The 26,489-nt window shown below is 66.9% G+C and carries 26 protein-coding genes; 18 read left to right on the top strand and 8 right to left on the bottom strand.

Going from position 1 to position 26,489, the window contains the following annotated elements; genetic code table 11:
• Positions 1 to 91 precede the first annotated feature (91 nt).
• From RVF83_RS23270 to RVF83_RS23240, 7 genes are all read left to right on the top strand, one after another.
• Positions 92 to 421, top strand: a complete 330-nt coding sequence (locus RVF83_RS23270; RefSeq protein WP_239582126.1) for a hypothetical protein — start codon at positions 92 to 94, stop codon at positions 419 to 421.
• Between the two features lie 85 nt (positions 422 to 506).
• A complete protein-coding gene (locus RVF83_RS23265; RefSeq protein ID WP_005198533.1) occupies positions 507 to 1,808 on the top strand; it encodes an AI-2E family transporter in 1,302 nt (433 codons plus the stop codon).
• Between the two features lie 84 nt (positions 1,809 to 1,892).
• Entirely contained in the window at positions 1,893 to 2,972 is a 1,080-nt protein-coding gene (ychF, locus tag RVF83_RS23260; RefSeq protein WP_005198534.1) for a redox-regulated ATPase YchF, read from the top strand.
• Positions 2,965 to 3,321, top strand: a complete 357-nt coding sequence (locus RVF83_RS23255) for a zinc ribbon domain-containing protein YjdM (protein ID WP_005198535.1) — start codon at positions 2,965 to 2,967, stop codon at positions 3,319 to 3,321. The genes ychF and RVF83_RS23255 overlap by 8 nt, the downstream gene beginning before the upstream one ends.
• Before the next feature lie 138 nt (positions 3,322 to 3,459).
• Entirely contained in the window at positions 3,460 to 3,897 is a 438-nt protein-coding gene (locus RVF83_RS23250; RefSeq protein ID WP_005198536.1) for a VOC family protein, read from the top strand.
• Positions 3,898 to 4,060: 163 nt separating this feature from the next.
• Positions 4,061 to 5,476 carry an amino acid permease gene (locus RVF83_RS23245; RefSeq protein ID WP_005198537.1) on the top strand — a complete coding sequence of 472 codons (1,416 nt, stop codon included), beginning with the start codon at positions 4,061 to 4,063 and terminating at the stop codon, positions 5,474 to 5,476.
• Positions 5,477 to 5,579: 103 nt separating this feature from the next.
• Complete coding sequence (locus tag RVF83_RS23240) at positions 5,580 to 6,998, top strand: purine-cytosine permease family protein (protein ID WP_005198539.1); 1,419 nt, start codon at positions 5,580 to 5,582, stop codon at positions 6,996 to 6,998.
• 14 nt (positions 6,999 to 7,012) lie between these two features.
• Here the strand turns inward: RVF83_RS23240 and RVF83_RS23235 are convergent, their stop codons facing one another.
• On the bottom strand, positions 7,013 to 8,569 hold the full coding sequence (locus RVF83_RS23235) for a PucR family transcriptional regulator (protein ID WP_039880419.1): 1,557 nt from the start codon (positions 8,567 to 8,569) through the stop codon (positions 7,013 to 7,015).
• 86 nt (positions 8,570 to 8,655) lie between these two features.
• On the opposite strand from RVF83_RS23235, the gene RVF83_RS23230 reads away from it, so the two are divergent.
• Together RVF83_RS23230 and RVF83_RS23225 are read left to right on the top strand one after the other, a co-directional pair.
• The gene (locus RVF83_RS23230; RefSeq protein ID WP_039880420.1) at positions 8,656 to 9,150 is read left to right on the top strand and encodes a nucleoside deaminase; all 495 of its coding nucleotides are present in this window, start codon (positions 8,656 to 8,658) and stop codon (positions 9,148 to 9,150) included.
• Entirely contained in the window at positions 9,147 to 10,118 is a 972-nt protein-coding gene (locus RVF83_RS23225) for an isopenicillin N synthase family dioxygenase (protein WP_005198545.1), read from the top strand. The genes RVF83_RS23230 and RVF83_RS23225 overlap by 4 nt, the downstream gene beginning before the upstream one ends.
• A 12-nt stretch (positions 10,119 to 10,130) precedes the next feature.
• On the opposite strand, the gene RVF83_RS23220 is transcribed toward RVF83_RS23225, so the two are convergent.
• The 4 genes from RVF83_RS23220 to RVF83_RS23205 all read right to left on the bottom strand — a co-directional run bounded on the left by RVF83_RS23220 (position 10,131) and on the right by RVF83_RS23205 (position 13,424).
• The gene (locus tag RVF83_RS23220) at positions 10,131 to 11,438 is read right to left on the bottom strand and encodes a S1C family serine protease (protein ID WP_039880422.1); all 1,308 of its coding nucleotides are present in this window, start codon (positions 11,436 to 11,438) and stop codon (positions 10,131 to 10,133) included.
• A gap of 100 nt (positions 11,439 to 11,538) precedes the next feature.
• The gene (locus RVF83_RS23215) at positions 11,539 to 12,042 is read right to left on the bottom strand and encodes an SRPBCC family protein (RefSeq protein WP_039880423.1); all 504 of its coding nucleotides are present in this window, start codon (positions 12,040 to 12,042) and stop codon (positions 11,539 to 11,541) included.
• Positions 12,039 to 12,746 (bottom strand): hemerythrin domain-containing protein, encoded by a 708-nt coding sequence (locus RVF83_RS23210; protein ID WP_005198555.1) that lies wholly within the window; start codon positions 12,744 to 12,746, stop codon positions 12,039 to 12,041. The genes RVF83_RS23215 and RVF83_RS23210 overlap by 4 nt, the downstream gene beginning before the upstream one ends.
• 30 nt (positions 12,747 to 12,776) lie before the next feature.
• Positions 12,777 to 13,424, bottom strand: coding sequence for a TetR/AcrR family transcriptional regulator (locus RVF83_RS23205; protein ID WP_039880424.1), 648 nt, complete (start codon positions 13,422 to 13,424; stop codon positions 12,777 to 12,779).
• A 229-nt stretch (positions 13,425 to 13,653) separates the two neighbouring features.
• Here RVF83_RS23205 and RVF83_RS23200 point away from each other — a divergent pair, with 229 nt between their 5' ends.
• Positions 13,654 to 14,517, top strand: a complete 864-nt coding sequence (locus tag RVF83_RS23200) for an AraC family transcriptional regulator (protein WP_005198560.1) — start codon at positions 13,654 to 13,656, stop codon at positions 14,515 to 14,517.
• Between the two features lie 66 nt (positions 14,518 to 14,583).
• On the opposite strand, the gene cynS is transcribed toward RVF83_RS23200, so the two are convergent.
• Positions 14,584 to 15,036 carry a cyanase gene (cynS, locus tag RVF83_RS23195; RefSeq protein ID WP_005198562.1) on the bottom strand — a complete coding sequence of 151 codons (453 nt, stop codon included), beginning with the start codon at positions 15,034 to 15,036 and terminating at the stop codon, positions 14,584 to 14,586.
• 318 nt (positions 15,037 to 15,354) lie between these two features.
• Here cynS and RVF83_RS23190 point away from each other — a divergent pair, with 318 nt between their 5' ends.
• A complete protein-coding gene (locus tag RVF83_RS23190) occupies positions 15,355 to 16,233 on the top strand; it encodes a formate/nitrite transporter family protein (protein ID WP_005198564.1) in 879 nt (292 codons plus the stop codon).
• Here RVF83_RS23190 and RVF83_RS23185 read toward each other — a convergent pair.
• Positions 16,220 to 18,307, bottom strand: a complete 2,088-nt coding sequence (locus tag RVF83_RS23185) for a DUF2339 domain-containing protein (RefSeq protein WP_005198566.1) — start codon at positions 18,305 to 18,307, stop codon at positions 16,220 to 16,222. The two genes, RVF83_RS23190 and RVF83_RS23185, sit on opposite strands and share 14 nt — an antisense overlap.
• A gap of 98 nt (positions 18,308 to 18,405) precedes the next feature.
• Between RVF83_RS23185 and RVF83_RS23180 the strand changes: the two genes are divergently transcribed.
• Positions 18,406 to 18,738: a hypothetical protein gene (locus RVF83_RS23180; RefSeq protein WP_005198568.1), complete on the top strand. Its 333-nt coding sequence runs from the start codon at positions 18,406 to 18,408 to the stop codon at positions 18,736 to 18,738.
• Positions 18,739 to 18,811: 73 nt separating this feature from the next.
• Complete coding sequence (locus tag RVF83_RS23175; protein ID WP_005198570.1) at positions 18,812 to 20,092, top strand: MFS transporter; 1,281 nt, start codon at positions 18,812 to 18,814, stop codon at positions 20,090 to 20,092.
• 39 nt (positions 20,093 to 20,131) lie between these two features.
• Here the strand turns inward: RVF83_RS23175 and RVF83_RS23170 are convergent, their stop codons facing one another.
• The gene (locus RVF83_RS23170; RefSeq protein WP_005198572.1) at positions 20,132 to 20,734 is read right to left on the bottom strand and encodes a TetR/AcrR family transcriptional regulator; all 603 of its coding nucleotides are present in this window, start codon (positions 20,732 to 20,734) and stop codon (positions 20,132 to 20,134) included.
• Positions 20,735 to 20,914: 180 nt separating this feature from the next.
• Here RVF83_RS23170 and RVF83_RS23165 point away from each other — a divergent pair, with 180 nt between their 5' ends.
• The 5 genes from RVF83_RS23165 (at position 20,915) to urtD (ending at position 26,487) form a co-directional block, all read left to right on the top strand.
• Entirely contained in the window at positions 20,915 to 21,961 is a 1,047-nt protein-coding gene (locus RVF83_RS23165; RefSeq protein WP_005198574.1) for an oxygenase MpaB family protein, read from the top strand.
• 299 nt (positions 21,962 to 22,260) lie between these two features.
• On the top strand, positions 22,261 to 23,544 hold the full coding sequence (gene urtA, locus RVF83_RS23160) for an urea ABC transporter substrate-binding protein (protein ID WP_005198576.1): 1,284 nt from the start codon (positions 22,261 to 22,263) through the stop codon (positions 23,542 to 23,544).
• A gap of 83 nt (positions 23,545 to 23,627) precedes the next feature.
• On the top strand, positions 23,628 to 24,515 hold the full coding sequence (gene urtB, locus RVF83_RS23155; RefSeq protein ID WP_005198578.1) for an urea ABC transporter permease subunit UrtB: 888 nt from the start codon (positions 23,628 to 23,630) through the stop codon (positions 24,513 to 24,515).
• Positions 24,512 to 25,624 (top strand): urea ABC transporter permease subunit UrtC, encoded by a 1,113-nt coding sequence (gene urtC / locus RVF83_RS23150; protein ID WP_005198581.1) that lies wholly within the window; start codon positions 24,512 to 24,514, stop codon positions 25,622 to 25,624. The genes urtB and urtC overlap by 4 nt, the downstream gene beginning before the upstream one ends.
• A complete protein-coding gene (gene urtD / locus RVF83_RS23145) occupies positions 25,621 to 26,487 on the top strand; it encodes an urea ABC transporter ATP-binding protein UrtD (RefSeq protein ID WP_005198582.1) in 867 nt (288 codons plus the stop codon). Before urtC ends, urtD begins: the two co-directional genes overlap by 4 nt.
• Positions 26,488 to 26,489: the final 2 nt, after the last annotated feature.

Genomic DNA, 26,489 nt, shown 5'->3' with positions numbered 1-26,489 from the left:
TTCCGCGCGAGCGAGTTCTGGCGGAAATCGGACGTGACGTCTGACAACGAAACTGTGATCTGGATAACACTCCTATGGCACGATTGTCGCCATGTCCACACGGTTCGATGGTCGACGCGGAAGCCGGCACGACGACCTCCCCCTCGCCGGACTTCCCGGATGGGGCCTGGAGATGATGATGGGCCTCTACGGCCCGGAGACGATCAAGCGCGTCCTGACGGAAGAGGCAGAACGGGGCATCACGCGCGAGTCGTGGGAGCGTGGGCGGGCCGACGAGTCGCTGAGCGGGCCGGTCGGTGCGCCGGACGTCGAGATGTGCGGCCGAGGCGACGTCCCGCCGGCCTTCAACCAGGTCGACGCCGAACTCGAGGCGGTCAACTCGCTGATCCGCTTCCTCGGGCGCAAGCTGCGCCGACGCTGACCGGCAGGGGCGCATTCGCCCACACGGCGGATGGCATCCGTCGCGTCGACGCTGCAATGTCATCGCGGTGTGTGAGGATCCACGGGTGACTGACAGCTCGGATGATCAACGTGCAGACGGCGAGGCCGGAACCGACAAGTCGGACTCCATCCCGGTAGGGGCCGACGCCGTGCTCGGGGGAGACGCCGTCCTCGGCGGGGTCGAGGAGAAGGCGTACCCGACGCGCGCCCAGGTGATGATGGCCGGCCTGCGCTCCTGCGCGACCGTGGGACTGCAGATCGTGCTGGTGGCGGCTGCCCTCTGGGTGATGTTCTGGCTGCTCGGCAAGTTCTGGGTGATCCTGCTGCCGGTCCTGCTCGCCATCATCGTGTGCACGATCCTGTGGCCGCCCGTGCGCTGGATGCGCAATCGCGGCGTCCCGGCCGCCGCGGCGTCGTTGGTCATGATGCTGATCGGTCTCGGTGTGCTCGGCGGGGTCATCGGCCTGATCGTGCCGTCGATCGTCTCGCAGGCTCCCGACCTCGCCAACCGCGCGACCGAGGGTGTGAGGCACCTGCAGGACTGGGTCCAGGGGCCGCCGCTGAACATCAAGGACGAGCAGCTCGACAACATCGTCAATGCCATCACCAGCAAGCTGCAGTCGAGTGCGTCGACCATCGCCTCGGGTGTGTTCAGTGGTGTGGGTACCGCGACGTCACTGCTGGTCACCGTCTTCACGTCGTTCGTGCTGGTCTTCTTCTTCCTCAAGGACGGACCGAAGTTCGTACCATGGCTCGACCGCTCGGTCGGCAAGCCCTCCGGCACCCACGTCGGTGAGGTCCTGACCCGGATGTGGAACAGCCTCGGCGGCTTCATCCGGACGCAGGCGATCGTCAGCTTCGTCGACGCTGCGCTCATCGGTCTCGGCCTGTTCATCCTCGGCGTCCCGCTGGCCGGGGTACTGGTCGTCGTCACGTTCCTCGGCGGGTTCATCCCGATCGTCGGTGCGTTCGTCGCCGGCGCGCTCGCCGTCCTCATCGCGCTCGTTTCCAACGGCCTGACCACAGCGCTGATCCTGCTCGGCGTCATCCTGGCGGTGCAGCAGCTCGAGGGCAACGTGCTGCAGCCGTGGCTGCAGGCCAAGTCGATGGATCTGCACGCCGTGATCGTGCTCCTCTCGGTCACTTTGGGCGGCACCCTGTTCGGCATCACCGGCGCCTTCCTCGCGGTGCCCGCGGTCGCGTCGCTGGCGGTGGTCCTGCGCTACCTGAACGAGCAGATCGCCGAGCGGGCGGGGGAGACGCTGGCACCCGAAGGTGCGCCCGTCACCAAACAGAAGGGCGTCCCCGACAAGGAGCCGCCCACGGACCCGCCGAACCCGGTCAAGGGTCTCCTGGACCGCGACTGACGACGGGGCCGGCGATCGGGGTCGACGCAGCAAGGCCCGACGCAGCGTCGGGTCGCGCGGCCGGTGCCGATAGACTGGGCGCCCGTGAGTCTCACCCTGGGAATCGTCGGTCTGCCCAACGTCGGTAAGTCGACCCTGTTCAACGCCCTGACCCGTAACGATGTGCTGGCGGCCAACTACCCGTTCGCCACCATCGAGCCCAACGTGGGCGTGGTCGAATTGCCCGACGCACGACTGAAGCGTCTCGCGGAGATCTTCGGCAGCGAGCGCATCCTGCCCGCCACGGTGTCGTTCGTCGACATCGCCGGCATCGTCAAGGGCGCCTCCGAGGGCGAGGGCATGGGCAACCAGTTCCTCGCCAACATCCGTGAGGCCGACGCGATCTGCCAGGTCGTCCGTGTCTTCGACGACGGCGACGTCGTGCACGTCGACGGCCGCGTCGACCCGTTCGCCGACATCGAGGTCATCGAGACCGAGCTGATCCTCGCCGACATGCAGACCCTCGAGAAGGCGATCCCGCGTCTCGAGAAGGACTCGCGCAGAAACAAGGACCTCGTCGAGACCCTCGAGGCGGCCAAGAAAGCGCAGGAGATCCTCGACAGCGGCAAAACGCTGTTCTCGCAGAAGGATTCGTTCGACCTGTCGTCGGTGCGCGAACTGCACCTGATGACCGCCAAGCCGTTCCTCTACGTCTTCAACTCCGACGAAGGCGTGCTCACCGACGATGCGAAGAAGGCCGAACTGCGCGCCGCCATCGCACCGGCCGACGCCGTCTTCCTCGACGCGAAGGTCGAGAGCGAACTCCTCGAACTCGACGAGGAGGACGCCCAGGAGTTGCTCGACTCGATCGGCCAGACCGAACCCGGCCTGACGTCGCTCGCTCGCGCCGGTTTCCACACCCTCGGCCTGCAGACCTACCTCACCGCAGGTCCCAAGGAGTCGCGCGCCTGGACGATCCGCCAGGGCGATACCGCCCCCAAGGCCGCCGGGGTTATCCACACCGACTTCGAGAAGGGCTTCATCAAGGCCGAGATCGTGTCCTTCGCCGACCTCGACGAGGCCGGCTCGATGGCCGCGGCCAAGGCCGCAGGCAAGGTCCGCATGGAGGGCAAGGACTACATCATGCAAGACGGTGATGTGGTCGAGTTCCGTTTCAATGTCTGATCAGCTCCCGCCCTGCCCGGAGTGCTCGCAGGAATTCACCTACGAGCAGGGTGCGCTTCTGGTGTGCCCGATGTGCGGGCACGAGTGGTCGGCCTCCGAGGCTGCGGAAGCCGCTGCGGAGGCAGTCGTGAAGGATGCGGTCGGCAACCTGCTGGAAGACGGTGACACGGTCACCATCGTCAAGACCGTCAAGGTCAAGGGCGGTGGTGGCGGCGTCATCAAGATCGGCACCAAGGTGCGCAACATCCGGCTGATCTCCGACGGCGTCGGCGACCACGACATCGACGCGAAGGTCCCGGATTTCGGTCAGATGCAGCTGAAGTCGAGCGTGGTGAAGAAGGTCCTCTGAAGTTCTCGTTGCGTTATGTCTCGCCAGAGCGGGACAAATCGCAACGGCTTCTGGGCGTCTCCTGGTCGGTGGCCTGAAATCGCCCTGTGAGCGCGCGGTTTGAAGCGATGAATCGGCGTGCGGGGGTTACCGTGCGATATGCCCATCAAACTCGAGAACGTCGGAATCGCCGTCCGCGATATCGAGGCGGCGATCGCCTTCTTCACCGACCTGGGTCTCACGGTCGTCGGCCGTGACGAGATCAGCGGTGAATGGGCTTCCACCGCAGTCGGTCTCGACGGCAACCACGCCAAGATCGCGATGCTGCAAACACCCGACGGACAGGGGCGACTCGAGTTGTTCGAGTACATCCACCCCGACGCCATCGAGACGACGCCGACGCTGCCGAACGAGATCGGCATGCACCGCGTGGCCTTCTCCGTCGACGACATCGACGCCGCTCTGGAGACCGCCGCGAGACACGGGTGCCACCCGCTCCGCGGGGTCGCGAACTACGAGAACATCTACAAGCTCACCTACCTCCGCGGCCCCAGCGACATCATCGTGATGGTCGCGCAGGATCTGACGAAGAGCTGACGTCTCACGGCCCGACCTCTGCCCGAGTCATAGCCCCGATTCGCGCTGAGCGCGGGTTCGAGCTGTCAAACGTCGGGCCAGGTTTCGGCGGCGCACCGGTTGGGAAAATCCGGGGACGGCGCCAGTCGTGGCGTGGAACACACCGGATGGAAGCGATGCCGCGATGAGCGAAACCCCGGCGCGAGTGAGCGCCTCCGACCCGCCGGCCGACCGGCTCGGATCGAGTCTCAAACCCCGCCACATCACGATGATCTCGATCGCCGGGGTCATCGGCGCCGGTCTGTTCGTCGGCTCGGCGAACGCGATCGAGAAGGCCGGCCCGGCTGTTCTCATCTCCTATGCGCTCGCGGGCACCCTCGTCGTGCTGGTCATGCGGATGCTCGGCGAGATGGCGACCGCCGACCCCGACACCGGTTCGTTCTCCGTCTACGCCGACCGTGCCCTCGGCAGGTGGGCGGGGTTCTCCGTCGGCTGGTTGTACTGGTGGTTCTGGGTGCTGGTGATCCCGGTCGAGGCGACCGCGGCCGCCGCGATCCTCACCGACCTGATCGGTGGCGCCCAGTGGATTTGGGCGCTCGCGGTGACGATCGCGCTGACCGTCACCAACCTGATCAGCGTCGGCAACTACGGCGAGTTCGAGTTCTGGTTCGCGCTCATCAAGGTCGTCGCCATCGTCGCGTTCATCGTGGTGGGCATCCTGGCGATCCTGGGTCTCATCCCGCACTCGGGGGTGAGCGGTCTCCACCATCTGTGGGAGCCGGATGGTTTCATGCCCAACGGTTTCGGTGCGGTCATCGCGGGGTTGCTCGTGACGATGTTCTCGTTCATGGGCACCGAGATCGTCACGATCGCGGCTGCAGAATCGCCCGATCCGGAGCGCGGCATCACCAAGGCCGTGAATTCGGTGATCTGGCGGATCTCGCTCTTCTACATCGGCTCGATCTTCGTCGTCGTGGCCCTGATGCCGTACGACCAGCTCTCCGACGGCTCATACCAGTCGGTGCTCGAGGCGATCGGTCTGCCCGGATCGGCGCTGATCATGGACCTCGTGATCCTCACGGCCGTGGCATCCTGTCTGAACTCCGCGCTGTATACGGCCTCGCGGATGTTGTACTCGCTCGGGAGTCGGCGCGATGCACCGCAGGCGGTCCGGTCGCTGACGGGCCACGGAGTGCCGTGGGTCGCGGTGCTGGCGTCGATGGTCGTCGGCTTCGTCGCCGTCATCGGCAACTATGTGTTGCCCGACAAGATCTTCGGCTACCTACTCGCGACGAGTGGTGCGGTCGCGCTGTTCGTCTATCTGAGTGTTTCGGCAAGTCAGCTCGTGCTCGGTCGGTCGCTGCGGGCCAGGGGAGAGCAGCCGTCCGTCAAGATGTGGCTGTTCCCGTACCTGACGATCGTGGTGATGGTGTTCATCGTCGGCGTGCTGGTGCTGATGGCCTTCGACGCCGAGCAGCGGGAGGCCATCGGGTTGTCGGCGTTGTCGGCGGTGGTGATCGTGACGGTCGGCGTCGTGCTGCATCGACGACGCTCCGGAGACGTGGTGGAGGAACGGGAGTCCACCGCCGGGCACGTGTGAGCAGCGTGGATGTCGCCCGCAAGTCGATCTGTCCGTCGGCAACGGGCGCTCACCGGACAGACTGTCGGTTGCCGACCGATGCGCTGACCAGCAGAGTGGCGCCATGGCAATCGGCGCACCCTTGAACAGTCCCGACGCGACGGATGCCCCGCAGGGCGGTTACGGCGACAAGGTGCTCGCCGTCGAACCCGGGGGCAACGAGGCGATCCCGGTCGAGGCTCGCCACGGCGCACCGCGAGGCCTGTTCTGGACCTGGACCGCGCCCAACCTCGAGTTCGCGACGATCTTCGTCGGTGTCATCTCGATCCTGTACTTCGGACTGTCGTTCTGGCAGGCCGTCGCGGCGATGGCCATCGGCAACCTGCTCGGGGCGGCGGCGCACTTCCTGCTGTCGGCAGAAGGTCCGCTGCACGGGGTTCCGCAGATGGTGCTCGGGCGCCTCGCGTTCGGGTACCGCGGCAACATCCTGCCGGCCACCTTCATGGCGGTGATGTGCGGCGTCGGATGGTTCGCGACGAACAGCGTCAGCGGCGCCTTCGCGTTGTCGACGCTGTTCGGGATCACGCCGTTGCTCGGGTTGGTCATCATCGTCGTCGCGCAGACCGCCTTCGCGTTCTTCGGGCACAACCTGGTCCAGCGGTTCGAACGCATCGCCGCTCCCGTACTCGCCGTCATCTTCGTGGTGGGCGCGGTGATCATCTTCGGCAAGTCCCATGTGTCCGCGCCGTCCGCTGACGGTGGCTTCGCCATCGGGGGGTTCCTGCTGACCATGGGTGCCGCGTTCGGTTACACCGCCGGGTGGACCCCGTATGCCGCCGACTACACGCGCTACCTGCCGCCGACCGTGTCCAAGGTCAAGACGGGGTTGTTCGCCTCTTCCGGTCTGTTCCTCTCGTGCACGTTCCTCATGGTGGTGGGCGCGGCATCGGTGACCATCGGAGACCCGGTGTCGGACAACCCGACCGAGGCGTTCACCGCCAACCTGCCGAGCCTCGTCGCCGATCTCACGCTCCTCGCGATCGCCGTCGGCGCCGTCGCCGCGAACGCGATCAACGTCTACTCCGGTTCGATGGCGTTCCTCGCCATGGGATTTCGGCTGCCCGTGGGCCTGCAGCGTGCGCTGGTGACGGTGTTCTTCGGCGTCGTCGGCTTCCTCGTCGCCTGGTGGGCCTTGGCCGATGCTGCGGCGTCGTATGAGGCGTTCCTGCTCCTCGTCGCGTACTGGATCGGGCCGTGGCTCGGTGTGGTCTTCGCAGATCGCCTGTTGCGCAAGGAGCCGCCGACCCTCACGCTCCTGTACGACACCCGCTACGCGAACTGGGGTGGGGTCGCGGCGTTCGTGCTCGGCCTGCTTGCCTCGGTCCTGTTGTTCTGCAACCAGGAGCGGTTCGTCGGGTATGTCGTCAGGGCGATCCCGGAGCTGGGCGACATCGGCGCTTTCGTCGGTTTCGCGCTCGCGTTCGGACTCTATCTGATCCTCGCCCGGGGACGAGTGGCGCAGTCGCAGCAACCCCGGTCCTGAGCCGGAGTCCCGGATCAGATGTCGAGGCCGGTCGACGCCCGGGAGGCGTTGACCGCCAACAACATCGACGGGTAGACCGCCGCGGCGGTGGGGTCGAACCCCAGCAGGCTCCGGATTCGGTCGAGGCGCTGATAGAGACTCTGCCGCCCGATGTGCAGCGCCGCCGCCGAGCGCGTCGCGCTACACCCGTGGCGCAGATGGACATCGAGCGTCGCGACCAACTGGGTGGACTGTCTCGCGTCATGTTCCACCAGCGGGGCCACCAGGGACTGCAGATCCGACCGCGTCTGCGCATCAAGTGCGTGCACGACGTCGTCGGCAACCAGTTCGCGACCGGTGAAGACGCGGCGGGTCCGGTCTTCGCGGACGTGCAGAGCGGCACGATCGAGACGGCGGGCGTTGTTCCGCAACGAATCCGCGATCGCCGCGACGATCTCGATTCCAGGTGAGGAGTCGCCCAGTCGGAACGTCTCGCCGACGACCACGGTGATCCGGCCCGGGCCTCCGGCCGCCTTGTCGACCGCGTCTGCGACGTGGTCGACGGGGTCCTCGGCGTCAGGGGGCGCCGCGACCAGCCCGAAGACCGTCGCGTCGATCGTCGCCTGGACCAGCCCCGAGGTCGCCGCCGCAGCGCGCGTCAGAACCGATTCGGCCATCCTCGGATCGAGCGCATCGGCCGCCACGGTCACGAGACGTGTGCTGTTGACAGCGGGCACGCCGGCGCTCGCGAGCCGCGCGATCAGGTCCGCGCGTCGCAGCGCGCGCCCACCGACCATCTCCTCGACGAGGCGCGCGCCGACGGCCGAATGCCGTGCGCCCGAGCGGGTCAGCGTCGAGGCGATCGGTCCGGTGGCCACCCTCAGCAGGGCGGTGAGCTGGGAAAGGGGCATCTCGGGTCCGTCGCCGGAGGCCACGAGTCGTGCGATCTCACGGTCGCGGACGATCACCGGAACCGAGACCGGGGACGCATCGACGAGACGCCATGCCGATCGGTCGTCGTCGACGCCGTGCACGGCGAGGAGTGCACCTCCGGCCCCGACCAGAACCAGTGCCCGCCCGGTTGTCTCGGCCACGTGCGCCAGCATCCGCGCGACCCCGCCCGGTGCCACGAGGTCGTCGTGCAGGGCGTCGTCGAGTGCTGTGCGGAGTCGTAGTTCGTCGATCTCGTCGGAGACGATCGCGGTGTTCGCGTCGCGACAGATGTCGATGAACGGCAGGACACGGTTCAATTCGATGATCGGCAGGCCAACCGATGACCCTTCGCGGACCATCTCCTCGGGGACGGCGTCGAAGGTCCGGCCGATCTCGAAAGCGATTCCGGCGACCCCGCGTTCGGCGAGATCACGCACGTAGTGACGCCTCGTGCCGGCGTCGAGGCCGCCGAGTCCCAGCCCCGTGGTGAGCAGGAGCTCCCCGCCCGAGAGCAGCGGACCGATCTCGAAGATCTCGCTGGAGTGGACCCATCGGACCGGGACGTCGAGCCGGTCGTGGGCGGTGAGTACCCGAGGGCCGGCGGGAATGAGATGCCGATGGATGACGTCACGCAACGACGTGACCGAAGAGCCGGACATGAAAGGACGATATGCACGTTCGGCGTCGTGTGCAGTACGACGAAGTGTCAGTTGCCGCTCGCCGGCCGGGTGGGCACCCTGTCGGTATGAGTTCCCGCACCGACGCCGTCTCGGGTATCGACCTCTCGCACCTGCTCGACACGGCCTACCGACAGGCCCGCCTGGGTCTCGACGAGGGCGGCATCCCGATCGGTGCCGCCTTGTTCTCCGCCGGCGGAGAGCTCCTCGGCGAGGGGCGTAATCGTCGTGTCCAACACGACGATCCGTCGGTGCACGGTGAGACCGACGCGTTCCGCGCCGCCGGCCGGCAGCGGGACTATTCGTCGACGATCATGGTCACGACTCTCGCACCATGCTGGTACTGCAGCGGCCTGATCCGGCAGTTCGGCATCGGCGCGGTGGTCATCGGGGAGAACCGTACGTTCCAGGGCGGCGAGGACTGGCTCGCCGAACTCGGAATCCCGGTCACGATCCTCGACGACCAGCGCTGCGTGACGATGATGACGGAGTTCATCGAGGCCGAACCCGCTCTGTGGCACGAGGACATCGGCGTCGCCGATGAGGATGGCGACGAGGCATGACCGACAGTCCGATCCTCACCGTCGACCTGTCCCGCTGGCGCGCGGGCGGAGCCGATGCCGCGGCGGTGTGCGCCGCGGTGGACGAATCCTTGCAAAAGGCGGGGTTTCTGCTGGTCACCGGACACGGTATCGACCCGGTGTTACCTGCCGAGCTGCGTGCGGCGGCGCGGGCGTTCTTCGCGTTGCCGGCCGAGGTGAAGCAGAAGTACGCGGTCGGCGTCGGCGGGCGCGGCTGGATCGGGCCGGGGATGGAGGCCAACGGATATGCCGAAGGTACCGAGACCCCGCCGGATCTGAAGGAGACCTACAACTCCGGTGCGCAGACGCCGGTGGGTGTCCCGGAGGTCGACGACTACTGGTTCGCGCCAGACGTCTGGCCGATCGAGGCGCCCCGGTTGAAGGAACTGTTCACCGCGTGGACCGCGCAGTGCAAGACGCTCTCCGACGACCTGCTCGCCCTGATGGCCGCGTCACTCGGGTTCGCCGCCGCCGACAATCCGTTCCGCGACCTCGCCGGGAACGCCACCTGGACGTCGAACATCAATCACTACCCGGCGATGGCGGTGGTGGGTGAACCCGAACCGGGGCAGTACCGCATCGGGCCGCACACCGACTTCGGGACCGTGACCGTGCTCGACCGGGAACCCGGCTCCGGCGGGTTGCAGGTCTACAGCGAGGACGGCGGCTGGGCGGACGCTCCGTACGACCCGGCCGCACTGACGGTGAACATCGGGGACCTGCTCGAGTACTGGTCCGGTGGACGGTGGCCGGCGGGACGCCATCGCGTGCTGCCGCCACAGCCCGACGCTCCCGAAGAAGACCTGATGTCGCTGATCTTCTTCTACGAGCTCGACCATGACGCGGTGGTTACCCCGATCGGGAAACCACTCGGACGGCGAGCAGGCCTCGAACCCGTGGTGTCCGGGGAGTTCATCCGGGAGCGTCTCGAGGCGATCACCGTCGGCTGAACGCGGGTCCGGTCACGGGATCGCGCCGAACGGGTTGCCGCCGAAGGGGAGTCGTGGACCTCCGGACTGCCCGTCGGATTCGGGCACCGTCGTCTGCTGCTTGTCGACGGTGCTGCCCAGCTTCACCTGGACGGTCCGGGCATCCGATCCCGAGCCGATGGTCACGGGTACCGTCGCGCCCGGGGCGTGCGTCAGGACCTGTGCCATCAGATCGGCGTAGTCGGCGACGGGGGTGTCACCGATCTTCGTGATCACGTCGCCGCTCGAGATACCCGCCGATGCGGCTGGTCCGCCCTGTTGCACCGTGACCTTCGCGCCGTCCCCCCGGCTCGATGATGACAACGAACCCGATACGCCCAGAACAGGTTTCGAGGCCTCGCCACTTTTCAGCAACTGGTTCGCGATACGTTCGGCGGTGTTGATCGGGATGGCGAAGCCGAGGCCGAAGGACTGCGGCCCGCCCGTCGAGGCCTGCCCGGTGTCGACGGCGGAGTTCACCGCGACGACCTGACCTTGCAGATTCACCAGCGGCCCACCGGAATTGCCGGGGTTGATGGGGGTGTCGGTCTGCAGGCCGTTGTAGACGGTGACCCCTGAACCCGTGTCGTCGCCGGCGGTCACGGTTCGCGAGAGCGCGCTGACGATGCCGGACGTCACCGTGTTCGAGAGACTGTCGGGGCTGCCGACGGCCACCACCTGTTCGCCGACCTGCAGCGCGTCCGAGTCACCGAGCGTCGCAGGGGTGAGACCCGACGCGCCGTCGAGCTTGATCACCGCGAGGTCGTACGACGGCGAGGTCCCGGTGACCGAGGCCGGGAACTGCTTGCCGTCGCTGGTCGTCACGACGATCTTGCTGCCCGATCCGGCACCGGCGACGACGTGGTTGTTGGTGAGTACATAGCCGTCCGACGACAGGACGATGCCGCTGCCGACTGCGCTGCCCTGGGCCATCTGCACCTTGATGTCGGCGGTTGACGCCGACGCCACCTTCGCCGCGTAGGTGATCGACCCCGGTTTGGCGTCGGCGGCCGTCACCGCGTTCGCGGGCTGGGAACTGAGTACCGGTGGCGTTGATGCGGCCTGGTGGTCGAGCAGCGCGCTGCCGCCGACGCCGATGGCGCCGCCGAACAGCCCGGCGAGCAGGGCAGTGACGATGATCGGCTTCGTGACGGTACGGGGCCGCGGAGGCGGGGACGGCGTAGCGGCCGCAGATGGTGAAACGAAGGGCGGACCGTCCCACCCGCCATACGGGGGTAGGGGATGGCCGGGCTGCCCCAGCGGTTCGGTGGGCGTGTGGTCGGGGGACTGAGGTGCGTTCACGGGACCACGATGCCGGGCATTGTTGAGAGTAAGCCGGTGGTTACCTGCGAACTTCCTGGCAACCCGGCCGTCGGGTTTCAGCTGTTTCTCGGCTTTGCTGTCATGCGTTGTGGGTCGGGAGTCGCGTGCGCGGCCGGGCTGCGGCGAGTCCGGCCAGCCGTTCGAGATCCTCGGCGAGCGCGGCACGCCGATCCCGGTGCCCCTTGATGAGCCACCAGTAGAAGCGGTCGAAACCCCGCGCGACGTGGAGCAAATCGTACGTCTGCACGATCCGCGTGCCGTTCGCCTCCGGCTCGAGCGTGATCCGCCATTCGGTGCTGTCGATCTTGCCCATCAGTCCGATGGTCTTCCAGGCCAGTACACGTGGCGGTTCGACCACGGTGAACACGCATGACCGGTTCCACAGGTAGATGCCGGACCTGTTGGTACCGCGGAAACGAACGCCGGGTGCCGCCGCGTTCTCGGGGCCGACCCAGCGCGCACCTCGGCACTCATGGCTCCACTCGCCGACCCGCGTCACGTCGCAGATGATCGCGAAAACGGCCTCGGGCGGGGCGTGGGCGAATGCTTCGTTGCGACCGTGGTGGGCGAGACGCCGAGTCATGACGCGTTCCTCGCGCCGACGGCGACCGGACCGATCTTCGACGCCGGACCGTGTCCCCACATGAGTTCGGCCCGACGCCGGTAACCGCGGGCGAAGCCGTGCACGAGGATGAACCGCGGGATGGCCGGCACGACACCGTAGATCAGATCTCGGTCTTCGTCTCCGAGGCCGTCGACGACCCAGTGGCCCTCTCGGCCGAGTTCGGCGAATCCCTTTGGCTTGACGAAATACTCGTGTTCGACGTCGCGGAACTCCGCGGTGCTGATAGTTGCCGCGACGACCGGCATGGCGTCGAGCTCCTCACGTTCGAGGTGGGGAAGCAGTACATCGGAGAGTCGATCCAGTGCGCGGATCAATGCCTCCCGTGACTCCGTGCTCACGCGGTAGTCAGAGGCGGCATCGACCAAAGCGTCGACGGCGGGGGCGATGCGAAGGTGGTCGGCTTCCATGTCATCGAGAAGTGCTGCGGCACCGGGGTTCCTCGACCGGATGAGCGGCCACAGTCCCTCGTCCTCGCCGGTGTGGTGGAGATGGAGGAAGTGCATCATCCATGTGAGGTGGTCGGCGAGGGCGCGCCGTCGGGCATCGTCGGGATGGGGCGGTGACGTGAGAACGACACGGGTACGCCGTAAGTCGCGGCGCAGCGCGCTGTGCACGACGCCCATGCTCCGGGTGTCGGCGGGTTCGTGCGGGGTGGTGGACATGGCGCTGTCCTCTCATTCGAAGGGCTGGAGTCAATCTGGACCGAGCAGCCGCAGGGTGGCGTCGGCGAGCCAGTTTCGATAGCGCGTCTGGCTCCATCCGGCGTTGTTGACGAGGAGGTCGTAGACCTCGGTGCTGATCACCGCCCACAAACCCTCGGCTTCGTCGTCGGTGAGTGAGCGTCCTGCGACGGCCTCGCCCGCCGCTCGTACATCCGAGCGCTGTCGGCGGTATGCGTCGGCGAGCCGGGCGGCGAGTTCGGGGTCGAAGGAGGCGCCTTCCCGTAGCGCGCGGTACAGACCCGCGGTTCTGCCGTAGATCTCGGCGGCCAGGGCGGCGCCGGCTGCCGACCGTTCACGACGATCGCCGGCGGACATCGCGGCGAACTCCGAGCGCTCGGCAAGGGGGACCGGACGATCGTCCCCGACCACCGCCACGTCGAAAGCGGCGAGAAAGAGCTTTGTCTTTGAACCGAACTTGGCATAGACGGTCTCGAAGGACACGCCGGCCCCGGCCGCGATCTCGCGTACCCCGACCGACCAGCCACGCTCGGCGAACATCCTGGTGGCCGTGTCGAGCACACGTGCGCGGGTTTCCGCCGCCTGGTCACGTCGCAGTGACGAGTCGTAGCCTCTCCGCGTCGCGGTGCCTGCGGAGGACTGCTGGTCTGACGTGCCCATACCTGAGTATGCGACTGCGCTCAATTCAATACAAGGGGTGTCAGACGAAAGTTTTCGGCTGGTGATCTGCGCTGATTCAGCACTTCGATGACTTCGCGCGCCGCCGTTTCATAGCTTCAACCCGCGCTCACCGCGAGTTGAAGCTATGGATTGCGCTGACAATTCGTGACCGGAACGATCGGGTGCGAGGCCGTGCGGGGCGACCATGATCGTGGACGAAAGGAGAGCCATGATCGGCACGCTCAACGCACTCGTCGATCTCGTCGACCGGAACACCGACGAGCCCATCGACCTGACCGGCTTCGCCAGGTCCCACGGGACGACGCAGTATCACCTGCGCCGGATGTTCGCCTCGCTGGCCGGGATGCCGTTCTCGGAGTACGTGCGGCGTCGCCGGATGACCCTCGCCGCAACGGATCTCGTGAGCAGCGACACCGGCCTGCTGATTCTCGCGGTGCGCTACGGCTATTCGTCGGTCGAGGCGTTCGGCCGGGCCTTTCGCTCGGTGCATGGAGTGTCACCGTCGGACGTGCGGACAAATGGCGGTCCTTTCGCAACGCAAACCGTACTCAGGTTTCGCCTGACCGTCGAAGGGAGCCGTCCTATGGACGTCACGATCACCGACCGACCCGCATTCGTACTCGCCGGGCACGCAGCACAGGTGCCGCTCATCTACGAAGGAGTCAATCCGCACATCCAACAGCACATCGCCTCGATCGCGCCCGAGGAACACGTGCGACTCAAGTCGATCAACGACACTGAACCTGCCGGCATCCTGGCCATCACGGACGGAAGCGAGCCCGACGTGCCCGAAGGCACACCGGTCACCTACCTGCACGGTGTTGCGCTGCAGCACGATTCGACGGTTCCGGACGATCTGTCGAGCATCCCGGTGATCGCCGGCTCGTGGGCCACGTTCCGGTCGTCCGGCCCGTTCCCGCAGATGCTCCAGGAGACCTGGGCCGCGACGGCCACCGAGTGGTTCCCGTCGAGTCCGTGGCGACTACGCCCCGGACCGACGTTCGTGCGCTACGTCGAGCTGACCGAGTCGCACGCCGACGCCGAGATCTGGATGCCGGTCGAGCGGGCCTGAGCCGCACGTTTATAGCCCCAACCCGCGCTCACCGCGGGTTGGAGCTACGAAACGGCGACGGCGCGATCACCAGTTGTAGTCGAGGAACTTCCCGTCGAAGGTCACGACCACGCGGTCGCCACCCGGGTGGGCGCGACGGGCGATGTCGACCTTGAAGTTGATCGCGCTCATGATCCCGTCACCGAACTCCTCGTGGATGAGCTCCTTGAGCGCCGGGCCGTAGACGTCCAGGGCCTCGTAGAAGCGGTAGATCGTGGGGTCGCTGGTCGCGGCCTCGTCGGGGGTCCGGGTCGGTTGTTGCCGCAGGCTCTCCGCGACGCCCTCGCCGAGGCCGAGCATCTCGACCACCGCGGTGGCCTTGTCCGCCGGGACGGGATGTTTGCCGAGCAGGGCCGCGACCGTCCACACCAGTGGTGCGTCGATCTTCTCGGCGATCGTCGCCCAGGTGAGTCCCTGCCGGATTCGGGCCGCGACGATGAGGTCGGCGGCGTCGGACTTCGGCATGATCGGGGTGGTCATCGTGTCTCCTCGTCGATTCGGTGATGCCCCGTCGACGCGAGGAACCGGCGGTCCGGTCGAATCCCGTTGGTACGTCGAGGTTGTCTCCACCATGCACACGTGCTTACGGATTTCCAAGGTGTTGCCGGACTCGGCCGGAGATTTCACACGACGGACACGACGGCACGACGACGAGGTAATCGCGGCGAAACATCACTTCGACGAACTGCTCGAGAGAGGTCGATGTAACACCGGGTCGTCCCGACGACACCTCGACGACATGTTGTCTCGATTCGATGGGGACAAGAGTCACGAATCGAAACGCTCGGGGAGAATCTCTTGTCCTATGTGAATCCGTCCGAATTCGCGGTGAAGATGGTCGACGCCGGTGAGGCGAAGGTGTTCCTGTCCACCCGCGACACGATCATCCGCGCCTACATGGCCGGCGCGATCCTCGCCCTCGCCGCGGCCTTCGCCGTGACGGTCACAGTCCGCACCGGCGAACCCCTGCTCGGGGCGTTGCTGTTCCCGGTCGGCTTCTGCCTGCTGTACCTGATGGGTTTCGACCTGCTCACCGGGGTGTTCACGCTCGTCCCCCTCGCACTGATCGACAAACGACGCGGTGTGACGGTGAAATCCATGCTGCGCAACTGGAGTTGGGTGTTCCTGGGGAACTTCCTGGGTGCCTTCACGGTCGCGGTGATGATGGCGGTGATCGTGACCTACGGCTTCAGCGTCGACCCGGACGAGATCGGTCAGCAACTCGGCCATATCGGCGAGAGCCGCACCGTCGGCTACGCCGAGCACGGCGCTGCCGGAATGCTCACGCTGTTCATCCGCGGCGTCCTGTGCAACTGGATGGTGTCCACCGGTGTCGTCGGCGCGATGATGTCGACGTCGTTGCCCGGCAAGGTTCTCGCCATGTGGATGCCGGTGATGGTGTTCTTCTACATGGGTTTCGAGCACTCGATCGTCAACATGTTCCTGTTCCCCTCGGGACTGATGCTAGGGGGCGACTTCTCGATCGGCGACTACCTCGTCTGGAACGAGATCCCCACGGTCATCGGCAATCTCGTCGGCGGACTCACCCTCGTCGGCCTGACGATCTACATCACCCACGCGCGCACCGCCGCCGACCGCCGACCCGTCTCCCATGACGAGACGACCGAGGTCGACGTCGCGGCGCCCGTCGAGATCGAGACCGTCAAGACGGTCTGACCGAGGTATCCGATCCCGGGGTCGTGATCGGCGACCCCGGGGCGCGTTCGCCCTGGAGCGCCCTGGCGTACCAGGCGCCGAGTCCCAGAAGGATCAGACCGGTCACGATGAACACGAGGACCCGGAAGATCCCGTCGAGGGTGGCCAGGTCGAACAGGAACAGCTTGGCCATCGCCGCGGCGACGAGCACCAGGCCGCCGGTGACCGCGGCGGTGCGTTCGTTGCCCGTGCGGCGCCGGGCGACGGCCAGCGCCGCGCCGGCGAGGACGACCCAGCAGGTGGTCGCGATGACGTGCCCGCCGAGGAAGCCGTCCGCCCCGGCGATCAGCACTCCGGACGTGACACTGATGGCGGTGACGGTGTACACCACGACGACGGCCGCAGCAGCGTAGGCGACGCGGCCCAGGTCCCCGGTCGTCAGTCGGGTCCACCCGACGGCGATCACGACGGCCCCCACGGCGGCGAGCAGGCCACCGATCACGATCGACAACGAGGCGCTGTCCTCCATGAGACGAGCCTGGGCCAGCACGTACGGCGGCATGTCGTCGAGCAGGGCTGCGAAGCCGATTCCCCAGAGGACCGTGCTTCCGCCCAGCAGCACGAGCGACGTCGCCGACGATGCGCGTGCCACCAGGGCCGTCACCGTTGCTAGGCCGAGTACCGCGGACACGGCCACCATGCCGTCGAAGCACACGAGGATCGCGACGAACAGCACGACGAGCGAGGTCGCGGTCCAGATCTGCGCGACCGGGTCGGGGAGTACGAAGCGCTCGGTCCGCACCACGGAGCCGGTGGCGGTGACACCGATGACGAGCACGGCGACCGCCGCCTGCAGCGCGACCGCACCCGCGGTGTCCAGGACCGCACCGGCGAACAGGACCGGGATCGTCGTGGCCGACGCCAGGCCCGCGTACAGCTCACGGAATCGGGTGTTGGGCATCGCCACGAGCGCGCCCGCGAACCCGAGGACGATCACGACGAGTGCGGCGCCGGCGAACTGGAATCCGGTGTTCGTGGTGCTCGTCCCGCCCAGGGCGGCCAGGCCGACGACGGTGAGCGGGACCGTGGGCGCGGCCAGTCGCACGGTGTGCAACCAGATCCAGTCGCGGCCCCACTGAACCCACGCCGACGCGGTAGCGAGTACCACCATGAACGCGATCAGGGTCATGTCGAGACCGCCGGTCAGCACCGGACCGAGAACGATGAGCGGAACCACCACGAGCAGGCCGAGATGTTCACTGCGCCAGCGGTATGCGAGAACCAGGCCGCCGGCCGCGACGGCGCCTGCGACTGCCAGACCCGCCACGACGGGGAGCCACTCGTAGATCTTGGTGGCGGCCAGGACGTCGAGGTAACCGGCCGCGATACCTGTGGCCGCCGTGGCGATCGCGCCGATCCGGCCATCCGGCTTGTGGCGCAACCAGATCGCGGTGCCGACGAGCGCGGTCGCGAGCACCGCGCCGCCCGCAACGCGGAACTCCGGGCGCAGGATGCCGGCCTGCGCGGCCAGGACCAGCAGCAGGGCGATGCCGATCAATGTGACGCCGACACCGGCGGTGGCGAGGATCTTGCCGATCAGACCACGCTCGGCGGCTGCGGCGACACGCTCGGACAACGGGCGCGCGGGGGGACGCGGCTGCAGGGGAGCGGCCGGTGGACGCACCATCGGACCGTACGCGGGATGCGTCCCCGGACGTGACGGAGCCGGCGGCACAGGCGGTCCGTAGCCATACGAACCCAGGCTCGGCGGACGTCCGGGTGATGCCCACGGAGTTGCCGGTTGCTGGTTGACCGGCGGCGGGCCCGTCGGAGGTGCGGGTGGTGTCAGGGCCACGGTGGGCGGGGTGAGCCGTCCGGCCGGAGCCTCCCGCCGTGCCGGTTCCGGCTGCACCGGATGGTCGGGCCGCGCGGCGTCGGCGGAAGAACTCTCGGCATCTGCGACGATCCGCCGCAGTTCGGCGAACTCGGCCGAGACCGTGGACATCTGGCGGGCGATGGCATCGAACTCGGTGGAGATCCGCGCGAGTGTCGCGGCTCCCGGATCGCCCCCGAATGGGCTGCTGGACGTGGTCATGGAATGACCTTGTCTCCTCACGGTCCACCGGACATGAGTAGTACTACTCACCGGGGTTGGGGGTTTCGTGCGCAGGTCGGTATGGGTATGCCGTCGGCATGAACGACGTACAGAATCCCACCGACCGCGGGCGACAGGACGTCGAGAAGAGGTGGCAGGACACCGGCAGCTACCGGTCCGCAGCGCTCTACGTTGCCGCCGTCGTCGGAGTCGGAGCCATCGCGTGTGCGATCTTCCTCGCCGTCGATCGCACGAACATGGTCCTCGCATCTCTGGTTCCCGGCGTATTCGTCCTCGGTGGTCTCGGCGCGCTGGTCATCGCCTACCGCACCTACCGCCGCGGCGGAACCTGGCCGATGTGGCAGGGCGCCGCGTGGTTCCTCTTCGCGTTGATGCTGGTGACTCTCTCGTTCCCGGCCATGGCGGGTTGACGCCGCGCCGGAATCGCTGAGAAGGGTCTGACCGCGACAGCCCCGTCCTCGTGACTGCGGCATGATGTCTGCCATGTCGACCCCGTCGCGCACCGGCACGCTCGCCGTCGGCACCATGGTCCTGCTCACGGCGCTCTACTTCGCGCAGGGCCTGCCGTACGGGTTGTTCAGCCAGGCGGTGCCCGTCATCCTGCGCGAGGAGGGGTACTCCCTCACGCAGATCAGCGTGTACGGGCTGCTCTTCGCGCCGTGGGGACTCAAGTTCCTCTGGGCGCCGTATGTCGACCGGTACGGAACCCGACGCCGCTGGCTCCTCGCGATGCAACTGACGTCCGCGACGGTCGCACTCCTCCTGGCCTGCCTCGACGTCTCCGGGACGCTGGCCTGGATCCTCGTCGGCATCGCGGTGATCAACCTGGCGTCGGCGACCCAGGACATCGCCACCGACGGGCTGGCCGTACAGACCCTCGGACCCCGACAACGGGGTCTGGGCAACGGGATTCAGGTGGGCGCCTACCGGGTCGGCATGATCGTCGGCGGCGGTGGACTCCTGTGGCTGTTCTCGCTTGCCGGATGGCACAGCCTCTTCGTCGCGATGTCGATCCTGCTCGTCATCCTCACGATCCCGGTCTGGTTCCTCGCCCGCACGCCCGCGGACGCGACGACAACGTCGACGGAACAGGCGCAGGTCTCGCGGCCGACGCCGTCACTGCTCCTCACCGGTTGGCTCGTCCGGCTACGACGCCCGGGCGTTGTGGTGTTCATCCTGGTCGTTGGGGCCTACAAGTTCGGCAACTCGATGGGTTCGGCTCTCGTCGGGCCCTTCATGTCCGACACCGGCCTGAGCCTGGGTCAGATCGCCCTCGTCGAGGGTGCGTTGTCGTCGGCGGGTGCGCTCGCCGGCGCGGCCCTCGGCGGGTGGCTGGCGTTCCGCTACGGACGCCGCCAGGCCCTGCTGTTCGGCGGTGTCACCCAAACTCTCAGTCTGGCTCTGTATCTGGTGGCTGCTTCGGGCGTCGGCGGGTTCTGGCTCGTGGTGAGTGCGAGCCTGGCCGAACACATTCTCGGTGGAGCGGCGACCGTCGCGGTGTTCACGCTCATGATGGACGCGTGCGAGAAGGGATACGAGGGCAGCGACTACACGCTGTTCGCCTGCGCGGTGGTCGGCGTGCAGGGTGCGGCCGGGTTCGCGGCAGGCGTCGTCGGTGATCTGTTCGGCTTCCCGACGCTGTTCGCGACGGCCCTGGTGCTCTCGGGTGTCGGCGTCGTCGTCATGATCCGCGCGCTCGATCGGGGTATGGGGCCGACGACGATCCAAGTGCTCGCGCGGACAGCGTCGCGCTCGGTGGAGTGAAACGTGGGGAGCTCGAGCACCTCGGCCGGCAGTCGGCGATCAGCGACGACCGGGGATGAGCGTGGCCAGGGCCTCGTCGACGACCCGTTCGAGGTCGTTCCCGAGACTCCCGGCGAGGAACTGTTGGGCGAGCTCGGCCATGGCGCCGGTGAAGACGGCCGCCCGCACCCGACCGGTGAGCGGATCGGTCTCCCGGGCGTCGGCCTCGGCGAAAGAGAGTTCGAAGAGCGTGTTCTGGGTCGCGGCACGCCGCTGCGCGAGCACCGGATTGGTCCGTCCCTCGGTGAACAGGATGCGGCCGCGACGCGGGTCTTCCGACGCGTGACCGAGGACCGCCAGCATGCCGGCGCGGGTGCGTGCTCGGACCGAGTGGCCTGCGGTGGTCATGGCGGCCTCGACCACCGCGCCCAGCTCGGCGGCGGTGGCGTCGTAGACGGCGCCGAGTAGCTCGTCGGTGTCGGCGAAGCTCTCGTAGAAGTAGCGGGTGTTGAACCCGCAGTGCCGGCACACCGACCGCACCGACAACTCGGTCTCGGGTCCGCTGCCTCCGAAGATGTCGAGAGCCGCGGCGATCAGGATCGCTCGGCGCTCGGCGCGGCGGTCCTCCAGGGGGACGCCGGCCCATCGGGTCGGACTCGACATCGTTTCACCATAGACGGGCTGACCCGGCACGGAGCAAGGTCTGGTCACGCATGTACCCAAAGCGTTAAAGTGAGTACAACCGTGACCACATGGCGACCGTGCCGATGTGGCGTCGTCGTATCGGTGGTCCGGGTCGGGGATGGCCCGGCTCCGGACGTCGATATCGAGAAAGGACGATCGATGAACGTTCCCCTGGCGCCCCTACGGCTGCCGTCGCCGGAATGGGTCCCGGTGGACCTGCCGCACGAGATGCTGGGATCGTGGCTCAACGGCAAGTTCGACGAGAACATCCGGGCGAAGTTCTTCCGCGGGATGGAATTCGACAACCCGGCCGGGGACCCCGGGTGGTTCGGACCGGACAGCGCCACCTGGTACGTCCACTCGCACACGCCCGCGTTGATCTTCGGACTGCAGAGCGCGTCGTACATCGAGCGCCTCGACCCCAGCATCTTCTGGATGGGCATGCATCACTCCCGTCTGGTCCGGCGACGTGCGGACGGCACCGCGACCACCGCCATCGACTCGGACGGTGCGATGACCCGACTCGGGCACTCGCTCGCGTTTTTCATGGGGACCGCCTACGGATCGACGGAAACCGCCGAGAGGCTCGCCCGTACCGTCCGGGCGATGCACCACACGATCAAGGGTGTCCGGCCCGACGGCGCGGCCTACGACGCCGACGATCCGGAGTGGTTGCGATGGAACTATGCGACGGTCGTGTGGGGTATCGCGACGGCGCACGAGATCTACCACCCGCGGCCCCTGCGCGGAGCCGAACTCGACATGTATTACCGGGAATTCGTGCGTGTGGGTCATGCGCTCGGCGGAACCGACCTGCCCACCACCAAGGCCGACACCCTGGAATGTCTCGAGTCGTACCTGCCCCGCCTGGCCCTGACGCACGGCAACGCGATGGCCACGGGCGCCAATCTGCGGAATCGCGCTCAGGCAGCGGTGGATTGGGCGATCCGGGACATCCAGCCGCGCTGGGCCCAGCAACTCATCTCCTACCGGCCGCCGAACCCGGTCGAACGGCGCGCCCGCCGATCCGCCGTGTGGACCATCATCAACTCGGCCCATCTGTCGATGGGGGAGGCGCCGGAATTCGCCGCCGCCAAGCGCCGCGTCGCCGGCGGCACCGACGTGCCCCACACCTTGCCCCGCTACGAACTCGGCTCCGACCCCGAGCTCGATCGCGCGGAGGTCGAAGCCGCTTTCACGCACTGAGGGCACGAGACGAAGGGCGACGCATTCCAGCCGATGTGTCGCCCTTTGTCGTTCAAAAAGCTATTCCGACAACAACATTCGGCAGCGTGAATTCGGCGTGAGCCGACCTGAAGCGGAAACAGGGAATTCATCTCCCGTCACGCCGACGAAACAAAGCCTAAATACGTTTACCCGACATACGCGAGGTCGCCGACCGAGTGGCAGCGCGTATCAATCGGGGGGTCACGCGGTGCGAGGAGCGCCGGGTATCTGTCACGGCCCGCCTATCCCACCTGAGACGTATTGAGAAAGGCCTTCGGATGCCGTTTGATTCATTGCCGTCCGCCGTCACCCCCACACGCCGTCGGCGGTACGGCATCCTCATCCCCGCGGCACTGTCCGCCGTCGCACTCGCGCTCAGCGCCTGTGGCAGCTCGGCCAGTGGCGACTCGGCATCGAGCGCCGAGTCCTGCGTCGACACCTCGGGCGACACCATCAAGGTCGGCTCGCTGAACTCGCTGTCGGGCACGATGGCGATCTCCGAGGTCACCGTGCGCGATTCGATCAAGCTGGCCGTCGACCAGATCAACGACAACGGCGGCGTGCTGGGCAAGCAGATCCAGCTCATCGGCGAGGATGGCGCCTCCGAACCCACCATCTTCGCCGAGAAGGCGGAGAAGCTGATCTCGGCGGACTGCGTCGCGGCGGTGTTCGGCGGCTGGACGTCGTCGAGTCGTAAGGCGATGCTGCCGGTCTTCGAGGACAACAACTCGCTGCTGTACTACCCGGTGCAGTACGAGGGCCTCGAGTCGTCGAAGAACATCTTCTACACCGGTGCCACCACCAACCAGCAGATCGTGCCGGCCCTGGAGTACCTGAAGGAGAAGGGCGTCAAGTCCCTCTACCTCGTCGGCAGCGACTACGTCTTCCCGCAGACGGCCAACCGCATCATCAAGGCCTACGCCGAGGCCAACGGCATCGAGATCAAGGGCGAGGACTACACCCCGCTCGGTTCCACGGACTTCTCGACCATCGTCAACAAGGTCCGGGCCGCCGACGCCGACGCCGTGTTCAACACCCTCAACGGCGACTCCAATGTGGCCTTCTTCCGTGAGTACAAGAACGTCGGTCTGACCCCGCAGGCGATGCCGGTCGTGTCGGTCTCGATCGCCGAGGAAGAGGTCGGCGGTATCGGTGTGGAGAACATCGAGGGGCAGCTCGTCGCGTGGGACTACTACCAGACCATCGACAACCCGGCGAACACGTCCTTCGTCCGTGACTACAAGGCCGCCTACGGCGCCAACAAGCCGACCTCCGATCCCATGGAGGCCGCCTACGTCTCGGTGTACCTGTGGAAGAACACCGTCGAGAAGGCGAACTCGTTCGCTGTCGCCGATGTCCAGAAGGCCGCCGGCGGGGTCACTTTCGAGGCTCCCGAGGGTCTGGTGACCATCGACGGCGAGAACAATCACATCACCAAGACCGCTCGCATCGGTGAGATCCGCGGCGACGGCCTCATCTACTCGGTGTGGGATTCGGGCCAGCCGATCGAGCCGGACCCGTACCTCAAGTCCTACCCGTGGGCCGAGGGCCTCAGCAGCTGACCTGACGTGACCCGTCTCGTGCCCCGCGCGAGACGGGTCACCCTGGTCGCCCGCATCGACACCCACGACGAACGGATGGGAACGTGGAAACCGTTATCGGACAGCTCTTCACCGGGCTCAGTCTCGGCTCGATCCTGCTCCTGGCAGCCCTCGGCCTGTCCCTGACCTTCGGTCAGATGGGCGTGATCAACATGGCCCACGGGTCGTTCATCATGGCCGGGTCCTACACCGCGTATTCGGTGCAGGAGTACCTGATCTCGAACGCTGGTGTGTCCCTGATCGTCTCGCTCTTCATCGGGTTCGGGGTCGGTGGCCTCATGGGTGTGCTGCTCGAGGTCACCCTCATCAAGCGCATGTACGACCGTCCGCTGGACACCCTGCTGGTGACGTTCGGCGTGGGCCTGATCCTGCAGCAGCTCGCGCGTGACATCTTCGGTGCTCCCGCGGTCCGCGTGACCGCGCCGCCGTGGCTGTCCGGCGGCGTCGACATCCTCGGTGCGGTGGTTCCCAAGACCCGTCTGTTCATCATGTTGCTGGCCGTCATCGCGGTGGTGGCGATCGCCGTGACGATGAAGTACACCCCGATGGGGCGTCGGATCCGTGCGGTCGTCCAGCACCGCGACCTGGCCGAGACCAGCGGAATCTCCAGCCGGACAACCGATATCACCACGTTCTTCATCGGCTCCGGGCTTGCCGGCGTCGCCGGTGTGGCGCTGACCCTCATCGGTTCCACCAGCTCCAACACCGGTATGACCTACCTGATCGATGCCTTCCTGGTGGTCGTCATCGGCGGCCTGGGCCAGATCAAGGGCGCGGTCATCGCGGCCATCGCCCTCGGCATCCTGAACTCGTTCATCGAATACAACACGACCGCATCGGTGGCCAAGGTCGCCGTGTTCGTGATCATCGTGATCTTCCTGCAGATCCGCCCCCAGGGCCTGTTCACGGTCCAGTCGAGGAGTCTCGTGTGAAGGACTATTTCAGCGGTCACTGGAAGACCTACGCGGGGTTCGCCGTCGCGGCGGTGCTCCTGTTCGGCGTCGCACCCGCGGTGCTCTCCGACTTCCGGCTCAATCTGCTCGGCAAGTTCCTGTGCTTCGGCATCGTCGCGGTCGGGATCGGTCTGGCCTGGGGTCGGGGCGGCATGCTGACCCTCGGCCAGGGTGTGTACTTCGGTATCGGCGCCTACATCATGGCGATGCACCTGAAGATCGCCGACGCCGAGATCCGCGGCGACGACGTGCCGGACTTCATGCAGATCGCCGGAATCCGCGAACTCCCCGGGTACTGGAAGCCGTTCGCCTCGCCGGTGGTGACCATCCTCGGAATCCTGTTGGTGCCCACCCTGATCGCGGTCCTGCTGGGTCTGGGTGTGTTCAAGCGGAAGGTCAAGGGCGCCTACTTCGCGATCCTGTCGCAGGCGCTCGCCGCCGCCTTCGCGATTCTGCTCATCGGCCAGCAGAGCACCGGCGGCAGCAACGGCCTCAACCGCTTCCGCAGCTTCTTCGGTCTCGCACTGAACGACCCGGTGAACCGGCACCTGCTGTTCTACATCGCGGCCGCCACCTTGCTCGTCGTCGTCGCGATCACCCGACAGCTGATGTACAGCCGCTACGGCGAACTGCTCGTCGCCGTACGCGATCAGGAGGAGCGCGTCCGCTTCCTGGGCTACGACCCCGCCAACGTCAAGGTCGTCGCCTACGCGATCGCCGCCCTGTTCGCGAGCATCGCCGGCGCCCTGTTCGTGCCCATCGTCGGCATCATCTCACCCGCCGACGTCGGCATCGTCCCGTCCATCGCGTTCCTGATCGGTGTTGCGATCGGTGGTCGCACAACACTTCTCGGACCGGTACTCGGCGCCATCGCGGTTGCGTGGGCGCAGACCAGCCTGTCGGAGAACTTTCCTTCCGGATGGACCTACGCGCAGGGCATCCTGTTCATCGTCGTCGTCGGCTTCTTCCCGGCCGGACTCGCCGGGATCGTTGCCGCGCTCAAGTGGCGCCGGAAGAAGGCGGCCGGTCCGTCGCCCACCGGTGACATCGACGAACTAGCAGATAGCAAGGTAGGAGCCTCCTCATGAGCGGATCAGAGACGGTGAGCCCGGTCGAACCGGTCGCCGGTGGCAACGCCGGGATGGACAGCGACTACCTCCAGGTGCGCGGCCTGTCCGTCGAGTTCGACGGCTTCAAGGCCGTCACCGACGTGGATCTCACGCTGCTGCAGGGGGATCTGCGGTTCCTCATCGGTCCCAACGGCGCCGGCAAGACGACGATCATCGACGCGATCACCGGTCTGGTGAAGGCCACCGGGTCGATCCAGAAGTCGGGAGTGGAACTCGTCGGCAAGAAGGTGCACCAGATCGCGCGCCTCGGCGTCGGTCGAACCTTCCAGACCGCCAGCGTCTTCGAGGAACTGAGCGTGCTGCAGAACCTCGACATCGCCGCCGGCGCGGGCCGGTCGGTGTGGACCATGCTTCGACGTCGGCCCACCGAGATCCCCGAGGGGATCGCCGAAGCCCTCGAGACCATCGGCCTGGAGGACCTGCGCGACACCCCGGCCGGCGTCCTCGCGCACGGTCAGAAGCAGTGGTTGGAGATCGGCATGCTGCTGGTGCAGAACGCCTCGGTCTTGCTGCTCGACGAACCGGTTGCCGGTATGAGCCACGAGGAACGTGAGGAGACCGGAAACCTGTTGCGCCGGATCGGCGGTGAGCGGACCGTGGTCGTCGTCGAACACGACATGGACTTCATGCGGGCATTCGCGACGTCGGTGACGGTCCTCGCCCGCGGTCAGGTGTTGGCCGAGGGCAGCGTCGCGGAGGTGCAGGCCAATCCGAAGGTCCAGGAGGTGTACCTCGGAACCGCCGCCGGCGGTGAGGAACTCGAAGAGATCGCCGCCGAATTCGACGACGCTCCGGTTGTCTCGGCCGAGAAGAAGGGCTGACA

It is taken from the genome of Gordonia rubripertincta (assembly GCF_038024875.1).
GTDB lineage: Bacteria > Actinomycetota > Actinomycetes > Mycobacteriales > Mycobacteriaceae > Gordonia > Gordonia rubripertincta.
The sequence above is the reverse complement of the archived record's forward strand: the minus strand, read 5'-3'. Positions and strand labels throughout refer to the sequence as shown.

Coding starts and splice junctions, on each gene's coding strand:
- RVF83_RS23170 (WP_005198572.1), bottom strand. CDS start 20,734: ATGTCGAGTCCGACCCGATGGGCCGGCGTCCCCCTGGAGGACCGCCGC.
- RVF83_RS23185 (WP_005198566.1), bottom strand. CDS start 18,307: ATGACCACGTCCAGCAGCCCATTCGGGGGCGATCCGGGAGCCGCGACA.
- RVF83_RS23175 (WP_005198570.1), top strand. CDS start 18,812: ATGTCGACCCCGTCGCGCACCGGCACGCTCGCCGTCGGCACCATGGTC.
- RVF83_RS23200 (WP_005198560.1), top strand. CDS start 13,654: ATGATCGGCACGCTCAACGCACTCGTCGATCTCGTCGACCGGAACACC.
- RVF83_RS23215 (WP_039880423.1), bottom strand. CDS start 12,042: ATGACTCGGCGTCTCGCCCACCACGGTCGCAACGAAGCATTCGCCCAC.
- cynS (WP_005198562.1), bottom strand. CDS start 15,036: ATGACCACCCCGATCATGCCGAAGTCCGACGCCGCCGACCTCATCGTC.
- RVF83_RS23165 (WP_005198574.1), top strand. CDS start 20,915: ATGAACGTTCCCCTGGCGCCCCTACGGCTGCCGTCGCCGGAATGGGTC.
- RVF83_RS23240 (WP_005198539.1), top strand. CDS start 5,580: ATGGCAATCGGCGCACCCTTGAACAGTCCCGACGCGACGGATGCCCCG.
- RVF83_RS23205 (WP_039880424.1), bottom strand. CDS start 13,424: ATGGGCACGTCAGACCAGCAGTCCTCCGCAGGCACCGCGACGCGGAGA.
- RVF83_RS23270 (WP_239582126.1), top strand. CDS start 92: ATGTCCACACGGTTCGATGGTCGACGCGGAAGCCGGCACGACGACCTC.
- RVF83_RS23210 (WP_005198555.1), bottom strand. CDS start 12,746: ATGTCCACCACCCCGCACGAACCCGCCGACACCCGGAGCATGGGCGTC.
- urtD (WP_005198582.1), top strand. CDS start 25,621: ATGAGCGGATCAGAGACGGTGAGCCCGGTCGAACCGGTCGCCGGTGGC.
- RVF83_RS23230 (WP_039880420.1), top strand. CDS start 8,656: ATGAGTTCCCGCACCGACGCCGTCTCGGGTATCGACCTCTCGCACCTG.
- RVF83_RS23235 (WP_039880419.1), bottom strand. CDS start 8,569: ATGTCCGGCTCTTCGGTCACGTCGTTGCGTGACGTCATCCATCGGCAT.
- RVF83_RS23180 (WP_005198568.1), top strand. CDS start 18,406: ATGAACGACGTACAGAATCCCACCGACCGCGGGCGACAGGACGTCGAG.
- RVF83_RS23250 (WP_005198536.1), top strand. CDS start 3,460: ATGCCCATCAAACTCGAGAACGTCGGAATCGCCGTCCGCGATATCGAG.
- urtA (WP_005198576.1), top strand. CDS start 22,261: ATGCCGTTTGATTCATTGCCGTCCGCCGTCACCCCCACACGCCGTCGG.
- RVF83_RS23245 (WP_005198537.1), top strand. CDS start 4,061: ATGAGCGAAACCCCGGCGCGAGTGAGCGCCTCCGACCCGCCGGCCGAC.
- RVF83_RS23255 (WP_005198535.1), top strand. CDS start 2,965: ATGTCTGATCAGCTCCCGCCCTGCCCGGAGTGCTCGCAGGAATTCACC.
- RVF83_RS23225 (WP_005198545.1), top strand. CDS start 9,147: ATGACCGACAGTCCGATCCTCACCGTCGACCTGTCCCGCTGGCGCGCG.